The organism is uncultured Devosia sp. (assembly GCF_913055165.1).
GTDB lineage: Bacteria > Pseudomonadota > Alphaproteobacteria > Rhizobiales > Devosiaceae > Devosia.
Genome location: NZ_CAJXJS010000093.1, coordinates 1 through 8,698 on the forward strand (window position 1 = coordinate 1; position 8,698 = coordinate 8,698).

At 62.1% G+C, this 8,698-nt stretch carries 8 protein-coding genes; all 8 read right to left on the bottom strand.

The window, feature by feature from the left end; all coding sequences use genetic code 11:
- Window positions 1-1,998 (bottom strand): DNA topoisomerase IV subunit A (gene parC, locus QZ564_RS18300; protein WP_297113201.1); only part of this gene is annotated, 1,998 nt, incomplete at its 3' end.
- Window positions 1,999-2,192: 194 nt separating this feature from the next.
- Window positions 2,193-2,897: a DNA repair protein RecO gene (gene recO / locus QZ564_RS18305; protein WP_297113203.1), complete on the bottom strand. Its 705-nt coding sequence runs from the start codon at window positions 2,895-2,897 to the stop codon at window positions 2,193-2,195.
- Between the two features lie 66 nt (window positions 2,898-2,963).
- On the bottom strand, window positions 2,964-3,887 hold the full coding sequence (era, locus tag QZ564_RS18310) for a GTPase Era (RefSeq protein WP_297113205.1): 924 nt from the start codon (window positions 3,885-3,887) through the stop codon (window positions 2,964-2,966).
- Window positions 3,884-4,591 (bottom strand): ribonuclease III, encoded by a 708-nt coding sequence (rnc, locus tag QZ564_RS18315; RefSeq protein WP_297113208.1) that lies wholly within the window; start codon window positions 4,589-4,591, stop codon window positions 3,884-3,886. Before rnc ends, era begins: the two co-directional genes overlap by 4 nt.
- Window positions 4,588-5,412, bottom strand: a complete 825-nt coding sequence (lepB, locus tag QZ564_RS18320) for a signal peptidase I (protein ID WP_297113210.1) — start codon at window positions 5,410-5,412, stop codon at window positions 4,588-4,590. The genes rnc and lepB overlap by 4 nt, the downstream gene beginning before the upstream one ends.
- An 83-nt stretch (window positions 5,413-5,495) precedes the next feature.
- On the bottom strand, window positions 5,496-5,897 hold the full coding sequence (gene acpS / locus QZ564_RS18325; RefSeq protein WP_297113212.1) for a holo-ACP synthase: 402 nt from the start codon (window positions 5,895-5,897) through the stop codon (window positions 5,496-5,498).
- Complete coding sequence (gene pyrE, locus QZ564_RS18330) at window positions 5,894-6,484, bottom strand: orotate phosphoribosyltransferase (RefSeq protein ID WP_297113215.1); 591 nt, start codon at window positions 6,482-6,484, stop codon at window positions 5,894-5,896. Before pyrE ends, acpS begins: the two co-directional genes overlap by 4 nt.
- Window positions 6,477-8,698, bottom strand: a 2,222-nt coding sequence (locus QZ564_RS18335) for a bifunctional (p)ppGpp synthetase/guanosine-3',5'-bis(diphosphate) 3'-pyrophosphohydrolase (RefSeq protein ID WP_363312525.1), incomplete at its 5' end; no start/stop codon positions are given. The genes pyrE and QZ564_RS18335, both read right to left, overlap by 8 nt.

The window sequence follows — 8,698 nt, forward strand, 5'->3', positions numbered from 1 at the left end:
CAGGCGGGCTTCGTCGGGCAATGAGACATTGAGGATCTGCTTGCCCTTGCGGGTATTGGCGATGAGATCATCCTCGTTGACGACAAAGCCATAACCAGCCGAGGAGGCCACGATCCGCTTCTTGCCCGGCGAATAGACGAAGAGATCGACAATGTCCTGCCCCTCTTCAATATCCACCATGATGCGCACCGGCTCGCCCTGTCCCCGGCCGCCGGGCAGCTTGTCGGCACCCAAAGTATAGACTTTGCCGCCGGTGGTGAGCATCAGGAGCTTGTCGGTGGTCTCGCAGTTGAATGCCAGTTTCAGCCGGTCGCCAGCCTTGAAGCCCTTTTCGTCCGTAGGGGCATTGTGTCCCTTGGGCGCGCGAATCCAGCCCTTCTCCGAGAGGATAACGGTGATCGGCTCGCGCTCGATCATGGCCTCGGAAATCTCGGCAGCATCAGCAGCGGGGGCCGCGCCGAAGATCGTACGGCGGGCGCCGAGCGCATGCGGGGTCGTGCCATCTGCCTCGAACAGCGGATAGGCCTTTTTGAGCGTTTCGACCTGCTTGGCGATCTCCCCCCAAAGGCGCTTATCGGAGGCGAGCAGGGCTTCGAGCCTGCCCTTTTCCTCAGTGAGGGTCTTGTGTTCCTGCTTGAGTTCGATTTCCTCAAGCTTGCGCAAGGACCGCAGGCGCATATTGAGGATGGCTTCGGCCTGGTTGTCGGTGAGATTGAAGGCTGCAATCAGCCTCGCCTTGGCATCGTCTTCCTCGCGGATGATGCGAATGACCTCATCGAGGTTGAGGTAGGCGATGATGTAGCCTTCGAGCACTTCGAGGCGGTTGGCGATCTGCTCCAGCCGATGCTCGGAGCGCCGAACCAGCACAACCTTGCGATGGTCCAGCCAGGCGCGCAGGGCATCGGCCAGGCTCATCACGCGCGGCGTGGTGCCGTGATCCAGGACATTGAGATTGAGGCTGAAGCGGACTTCGAGCTCAGTGAGCTTGAAGAGCTGCTCCATGAGGATGACAGCATCGACGGTGCCAGCGCGCGGTTCGAGAACCAGGCGGATATCGTCAGCGCTTTCGTCCCGGACGTCCTTGAGCAGCGGCAGCTTCTTGGCCAGCAGCAGTTCGGCAATCTTTTCAACCAGACGCGATTTCTGCACGCCATAGGGGATCTGGGTGACGACGATCTGATAGACGCCCCTGCCCTTTTCTTCCTTCTCCCAGATGGCGCGGTGGCGGAAGGCGCCACGGCCCGTCTCGTAGGACTGGACGATGGACGAGCGGCTTTCCACCATCTGGCCGCCCGTGGGGAAATCAGGACCGCGAATGAGATCATCCATGCTGGGCGGCGCAAACGGATCGGGATGGATCAGATCATCGGTTGTCGCATCGGGGTGATGGATGAGCTTGAGCGCAGCATTGCACAGCTCGACCACATTGTGGGGCGGAACCGAGGTCGCCATGCCCACCGCGATACCGGTGGAGCCATTGGCTAAGAGGTTCGGGAAGTTGGACGGGAGCACGACGGGTTCTTCGTCCTCGCCGTCATAGGTCGGCTTGAAATCGATGGCGTTCTCGGTGATGCCCTCGAGCAGACGGGTCGCCACATCGGTCATGCGGCTTTCGGTGTAACGCATGGCCGCTGGGCTATCGCCATCAATATTGCCGAAATTGCCCTGGCCATCGACCAGCGGATAGCGGAGCGCAAAATCCTGCGCCAGGCGCACCAGCGCGTCATAGATCGCCTGGTCGCCATGCGGGTGGAACTTACCCATGACGTCGCCGACGATGCGGGCAGACTTCTTGTAGCCCTGGTTCGGATCGAGCCGCAAAAGGCGCATGGCATGCAGGATGCGGCGGTGCACGGGCTTGAGGCCGTCGCGGGCATCGGGCAGCGCGCGCTGGGTGATCGTGGACAGGGCGTAGCTGAGATACCGTTCTTCAAGCGCCTGCTTGAGATCGACGATGCGGTGGTCGTCAGGCGGCGGGAGGGTATCGGCGTCGGACATTGGCGGCTCAGTTCAGGGGAACGAATCAGGAGCAGAGTATAGCGACAGGGGGCCATTGGCACGGTGTACAGCGGTGTTTTGCCCAGGAGTTCCGGGCTGCAACGGCGTTTCGGTCCGATCGCAAGGCCCCTCACCGCCGCTGAGCGGCAACCCCGGATCATGACCCGCGGACAGGGTGCAGAGCCTTTTTCGAACTATACCTTTGTCAGCATGTCGATCAGTGGCTCGCGCGTCGGCGGAGGGTCGATCTGGCGGGCTGACCAGATGTGCATGTCAAGGAAGTGCCTGGTGAGGCGGAAGGCAGCCCGCAAATCGTCCGGAGAGGCGTTGCCGCGGGCATGAAGGAAGCTGGGAAGCGGCAGCAGGCGGTCCTTATAGGGCTCGGCGGCGGCGCGGGAGACGGCACGGCCCGATTTGGGGGAAACATGGGTCAGGTCTTCGGTGACGCCGGTGGCGGCGCAGCTTTCAAGGTCGAGGCCGAAACCGAGTTCATCGAGAAGCGCCAGTTCAAAGCGGGCCAACCCAGCTGCGTCCGGATCGTGATCGATGAGATCCAGAGCCATGGCAAGCAACCGATCATGAGGATCACGTTCGGGCAGCAGGTGCAGGTGTTCGCAGACGAGCTGTGAGAGGTAGAGGCGCTTCCGATCAGAAATGAGGCCTGCGGCGCGGGCCTGCAGCAGTTCGACGGTGAAGGTGCCCAGATGATCTTCCAGCCGCGCGCGCCAAGTGAGTTGGACGGTGTTGCCAGGCTGGAGGGTGGCCGAAAGTTTTGAGGACCGGCCCCCACGGATAAGGCCCATAAAGCGTCCACGACCGGCCACCATGGCATCGGCGATTACGCTGGTTTCGCCGTGGCGGCGCACGCCGATCAGCAGGGCTTCACCGGTCCATTCCATGTTAGTGAGTAGCGAATAGAGAGTGGCGAATAGCGGTTTCCCTACTCGCTATTCGCCATTCGCTACTCACTTCTTTCCATGGGGAAACTCGAGCCCCATTTCCTGATAGCGCTCCGGATCGTCGGCCCACTTTTCGCGGACCTTGACGAAGAGGAAGAGGTGGATGGGCACATCGTACATGGCCATCAGCTCCTTGCGGGCCTCGGCGCCGATGGCCTTGATCGTCTGTCCGCCGGCACCGAGGACGATCTTCTTGTGGCTCTCGCGGGAAACATAGACGACCTGATCGATCTTGTAGGAGCCGTCCTTCTGGATCTTGAAGCTCTCGGTTTCGACCGTGGAATTGTATGGGATCTCGTCGTGAACGCGCAGGAAGAGCTTTTCGCGCGTCACTTCGGCGGCGGTGATGGCCATGGTGAGATCGGTCAGGTGATCTTCCGGGAAATGCCAGGGACCGGGCGGGATATGCTTGACGCACCAATCGATGAAGTCCTGAACGCCATGGCCCTTGAGCGCGGAGAGCATGAAGGTGGCTTCAAAGCGCAGGCGATCGTTGAGGGTTTGCGAGAGAGCGAGGAGGCTTTCAGGCTTGACGGTGTCGATCTTGTTGAGGATCAGCACCTTGGGCTGGCGGATGTTTTCCAGCCCTTCGAGAAGCAGCTCGATCTCCGGGGTGACGCCGCGATCGGCGTCGAGGATGAAAGCGACGATGTCGGCATCCCCTGCCCCGCCCCAGGCGCTCTCGACCATGGCGCGATCCAGCCGGCGTTTGGGCGCGAAAATGCCTGGGGTGTCGACAAAGACCAGTTGGGCGGTATCAAGGGTCAGCACGCCGCGCACCTGGCTGCGGGTGGTCTGCGCCTTGTGGGTGACGATGGAGACCTTGGTGCCCACCAGGGAATTGAGCAAGGTCGACTTGCCGGCATTGGGTGCACCGACCAGGGCGATGAAGCCGCAAGAGGTGTCAGCGAGTTCTGTGGGCGTGTTCATTTCTTCTGCTTCCAGACCTTCTGGTCGATCAGGAATAGTTCGGCGGCGCGGTGTTCGGCAATCTTCTTGGACGGACCGATAGCCTCGAGCCGCGCAAAGCCGGCCAGATCGACGCCGATGGTAAATTCGGGCGCATGGTCGGGCCCGGTGCGTTCCACCAGCACATAGGATGGCGGTTCGAGGCCGCGGGCCTGGGCCCATTCCTGCAATGTGGTCTTGGCGTCGGCGCGATTGGCCTGACCGTCGGCGAGAAATTCCTCGAACAGGCGCTCGATGAAATTTCGGGCCGGTTCGAGGCCGCCATCGAGATAGATGGCGCCGATGATCGCCTCGGTGACGTCGCCCAGGATTGCGTCCTTGTCGGCGCCGCCGGAACGGGCCTCGCTTTCGCCCAGGATCATCTCCTTGCCCAGATCGAGCTGGCGGGCGATTTCAGCGCAGGTTTCCTTGCGCACGAGAGTGTTGAGCGAGCGGCTCAATTCCCCCTCGTTGGAATTGGGGTAGCGACGATAGAGCATGTCCGCCACGACCAGGCCCAGGACACGGTCGCCCAGGAATTCCAGCCGCTGATAGGACCGCTCGATGCGCTTGCCGGGTGAAATGGCGCTGGAATGCGTGAGGGCACGGTCCAGCAGGTCAGGATCGGCAAAGCGGTAGCCTAGCCGAAACTGGAGCTTTTCGTGGGTCTTGTCGCGGCGGCTCACTGGCTGGCCGCAGTGTCGTATGGCGGGTTACCATAGACGGACTGGAACATGCGGTCCCAACGGACATTGGCTGGCCACTGCCAGATCTGCCAGGGCGGAATATTGTCCGCAATGGAGAAGAAGCGGGCTTCAGCCTTGGCAATGAGATTGACGGCGGGGACGTAGCCGACCTGGCTCAGCACGCGGCTATCGGCGGAGCGGTCGCGATTGTCGCCCATCATGAAGTAGTGGCCGGCGGGCACGACATATTCGGGCGTGTTGTCGAGCGAGAGATTGTCGCCGATCTCCTGGATCAGGTGGGTCGTGCCCTCGGGGAAGGTTTCGCGATAGACAGTGACCTCGCGCGTATCCCCGTTGCTGTCGGTGTCCATGCGCTTGCCGACTTCCTCGCGCGGGACAATCTCGTCGTTGATGTAGAGCCGCCCTTCGCGCACCTGGATACGGTCGCCTGGCATGCCCACCACGCGCTTGATATATTCCATGGACTGCGGCACCGGCCGGAACACGGCAATATCGCCGCGATTGGGTTCGCGACCGAAAATGCGGTTGGAGATGGGCAGCTCGAAATCAAGCAGGGTGAAATCGCCATAGCGGCCGAGCGAGAAGGAGTGCTTGCCGTAGCCCCAGACGAACTTGTTGGCGACGAAATAGTCGCCGATCATCAGCGTCTGCTGCATCGAGGCGGTCGGGATCGAGAAAGGCTGGTAGAGAAAGAACCGCAAGACAATGGCGATCAGCAAAGCCTCGATAATGACCACGAAGGTTTCCACCCACTCGCTGGCGGCGGATTTCTTGGCAGGCTTGTCGGCGGGCTGAGTCATGGTTCTTTCCGGGAATGCGGTGCCGAAGGGTTAGGCGTTTGCCCGCTTGGGGTCAACTTGCTTCGTTCGCCCGGAAGGCAGGGCTACTTGATTGGCAGGGCTTCGATGATGACGAATGCCTGCGCCAGGCCCGCGTCATCGGTGATGGTGAGGTGGATATGGGGCTCGTGCCCCTCGGGAACAAGGCGCGCCAGGGCTCTGGCCGCACCATTGGTCAATTGCATGGTGGGCTTGCCCGAGGGCAGGTTCACCACGCCCATGTCACGCCAGTAAACACCCCAGGAAATGCCGGTGCCCAAGGCCTTCGAACAGGCCTCCTTGGCGGCGAAACGCTTGGCATAGGAGGCGGCGCGCTGGGCGCGACGGTCCGATTTCTTGCGCTCGATCTCGGTGAAGCAGCGATTGGTGAAACGCTCGCCATGGCGGTCCAGCGTCTGCTGGACGCGGTGTATCTGGATGAGATCGGAACCCAGACCGACGATCATTTGACCCCCTGGATGCCGCGGCTGCCCGGCTTTATGGCGGGAATGGCGGCCAGTTCGGGTGGCAGTTGATCGGCAGGATAGGCCGGGACCTTGAACTCGATAAGGCTGACCAAGGGAACGCCGACATCGGCCTCGCCGCCGGAGCGGTCGATGAGGCAGGCGGCGGCAGCCACATTGGCGCCGATGCGCTTGAGCGCGTCCACGCATTCGCGGATCGACAGGCCGGTAGAGACGATATCCTCGACCACTATCACCTTGTCGTCCGGGGCAATCTCGAAGCCGCGGCGCAGCTCGAACTGGCCATCCACCCGCTCGGTATAGAGGGCCGGGACGCCGAGCTGGCGCGCAGTCTCGTAGCCGGGAATGATGCCGCCAATGGCGGGCGAGACGACCTTGGTGACGCCGGGCACCTCGGCACGAATGCGCTCCGCCAAGGCCTTGCAGAGCTTTTCGGTCTGCGCCGCGTATTGAAAGACCTTGGCCTTTTGCAGAAAGACCGGCGAGCGCAGCCCCGAGGAGAGGATGAAGTGCCCCTCCAGCATGGCGCCGCAATCGCGGAAAATCTGCAAAACCTCGTCCTTATCCATCGCGCGCGCTCCTATCCACACTGCCGTCCCATTCGAGGGTGGAAATCATTCCCGCCTCTCGCAGCCCGGCGCGCTGGACAGCGCTGAGGCCGGGACTACGCTTGAGCGTTGCCAGAACATCGGTCAGTTGCGCAAGGTCGCGCACCTCGATTTCGAAGATCATCTGGTGAAAGTCCGGCGAGATCATGCGCATTACCAGATTGTTGATATTGGCTTCGCAGGCCGCGATGGCCGAGGAAATCTGAGCCAGTGAACCGGGCTTGTTGACCGATTCCATCGAGATGACGGTGGAGTAGAGCTTCTCGTCGCCCTTGCTCAGGTTCCAGCGCACATCGACCCAGGCCAGATCGCTATCGTGCTTGCTGATCAGGGCATCGGAATGGATGGGGTAGACGACGAGCGGGCTCTCTGGCTCAAGAATCCCGACCAGCCGGTCGCCGGGCACGATGCCTTCGCCGGAAATGGTGACGGGCGTGTGGAAATCGAGCTGTGCCAGGGCCGCCTTGGCGCGAGAGCCGGGTCGCTGGCCGCCGGGCACGCGGAAACGGAACTGGTCGGTGGCGCGCAGGGCGAACCAGCCATCGGCGGTGTCGGCGACGGGCAGGTCTAGCTTGCGGCGGCGCTTGCGAATGCCCTTGACCTGAGCGAGTGCCGCAGCCAGCGGTTCGGAGCCGACCTTGCCCTCACCCACGGCCACAAGCAGCTCACGCTTGTTGGTGTGTTCGAGCGCTTCGGCCAATGCCGTGCCTTCGCTTTCGTCGAGCATGACGCCTTCGCGCTCAAGCATCATGTTGAGCACGTGCTCACCCAGGGCATAGGCGCGCTGGGCTGCCGCCTGGCGAACAGCGCGGCGGATGGCGGCGCGGGCCTTGCCGGTGGCGGCAATGCCGATCCAGTTGCTGGGCGGACGATGGTTCTGGTCGCGCAGGATTTCGACCTCGTCGCCCGAGCGGAGCTGGGTCACGAGCGGCAGGATGAGCCCGTTGATCTTGGCCCCGACGCAAGTGTCGCCGATGTCGGTGTGCAGGGCATAGGCGAAGTCGATCGGCGTGGCACCACGCGGCAGTGCGATCAGGCGCCCGCGCGGGGTGAAACAGAAGACCTGATCCTGAAAGAGCTCAAGCTTGGTGTATTCGAGGAAATCCTCGGTGGAGATGCCCGAGGTCAGGTGGCTGATGGTCTGCCGGAGCGATCCGTAGGCGTGCGATTCCATCTCGATTCGGCCCAGATTGGCCGATGCGCCGTCCTTGTAGAGGGCATGTGCGGCAATACCGAACTCGGCTACCCGATCCATGTCCTCGGTGCGGATCTGCAGTTCCACACGCTGGCGGCTGGGGCCAACGATGGTGGTGTGGATCGACTGATAATCGTTGTGCTTGGGGACCGAGATATAGTCCTTGAAACGGCCGGGCACGACCTTCCAGGTGGTGTGGATCAGTCCGACGGTGCGATAGCACTCTTCGGGTGAGCCGACGATGACGCGGAAGCCGATCATGTCGGAGAGCTGTTCCAGGGCGATGGATTTGCGTTCGATCTTGGAGAAGATCGAATAGGGCGACTTGACCCGCGCCTTGACGCGCGCGGCGATGCCGGCGCCGGCCAGACGCTCGCTCAATTCGGCCGTGATGGTGTCGATGGCCTCCCGGTTATCCGCCTGCATCTGTTCCAGGCGAGCCGTGATGGCGCGGTAATGGTCGGGCTGGAGGATGCGGAAGCTGAGATCCTCAAGCTCATTGCGCATGTCCTGCATACCCATGCGACCGGCCAGCGGGGCATAGATATCCATGGTCTCCTGAGCAATGCGGCGCTGCTTTTCGGGCGCCATGAACTGCAGAGTGCGCATGTTGTGCAGCCGGTCTGCGAGCTTGACCAGCAGCACGCGCACATCCTGGCTGATGGCCAACAGCAGCTTTCGGAGGTTCTCCGCCTGTGCCTCTTCGCGCGAAACCAGATTGAGGCGCTCGATCTTGGTCAGGCCGTCGACAATGGTGCCGATCTCGCCGCCGAACATCTGGTCGATCTCGGCGCGGGTTGCGTCGGTATCCTCAATGGTGTCGTGCAGGAGGCCCACCGCGATGGAGGCGTCATCGAGCTTGAGCTCGGTCAGGATGGCCGCGACTTCGAGGGGATGGTTGAAATAGGGGTCGCCAGAGGCGCGCTTCTGCGAGCCATGCTTCTGCATGGCGTAGACATAGGCCTTATTCAACAATTGCT

What these genes read in the sequence shown, in the direction of transcription:
- recO (WP_297113203.1), bottom strand. Translation starts at nt 2,897, where the DNA reads ATGGAATGGACCGGTGAAGCCCTGCTGATCGGCGTGCGCCGCCACGGC.
- era (WP_297113205.1), bottom strand. Translation starts at nt 3,887, where the DNA reads ATGAACACGCCCACAGAACTCGCTGACACCTCTTGCGGCTTCATCGCC.
- lepB (WP_297113210.1), bottom strand. Translation starts at nt 5,412, where the DNA reads ATGACTCAGCCCGCCGACAAGCCTGCCAAGAAATCCGCCGCCAGCGAG.
- acpS (WP_297113212.1), bottom strand. Translation starts at nt 5,897, where the DNA reads ATGATCGTCGGTCTGGGTTCCGATCTCATCCAGATACACCGCGTCCAG.
- pyrE (WP_297113215.1), bottom strand. Translation starts at nt 6,484, where the DNA reads ATGGATAAGGACGAGGTTTTGCAGATTTTCCGCGATTGCGGCGCCATG.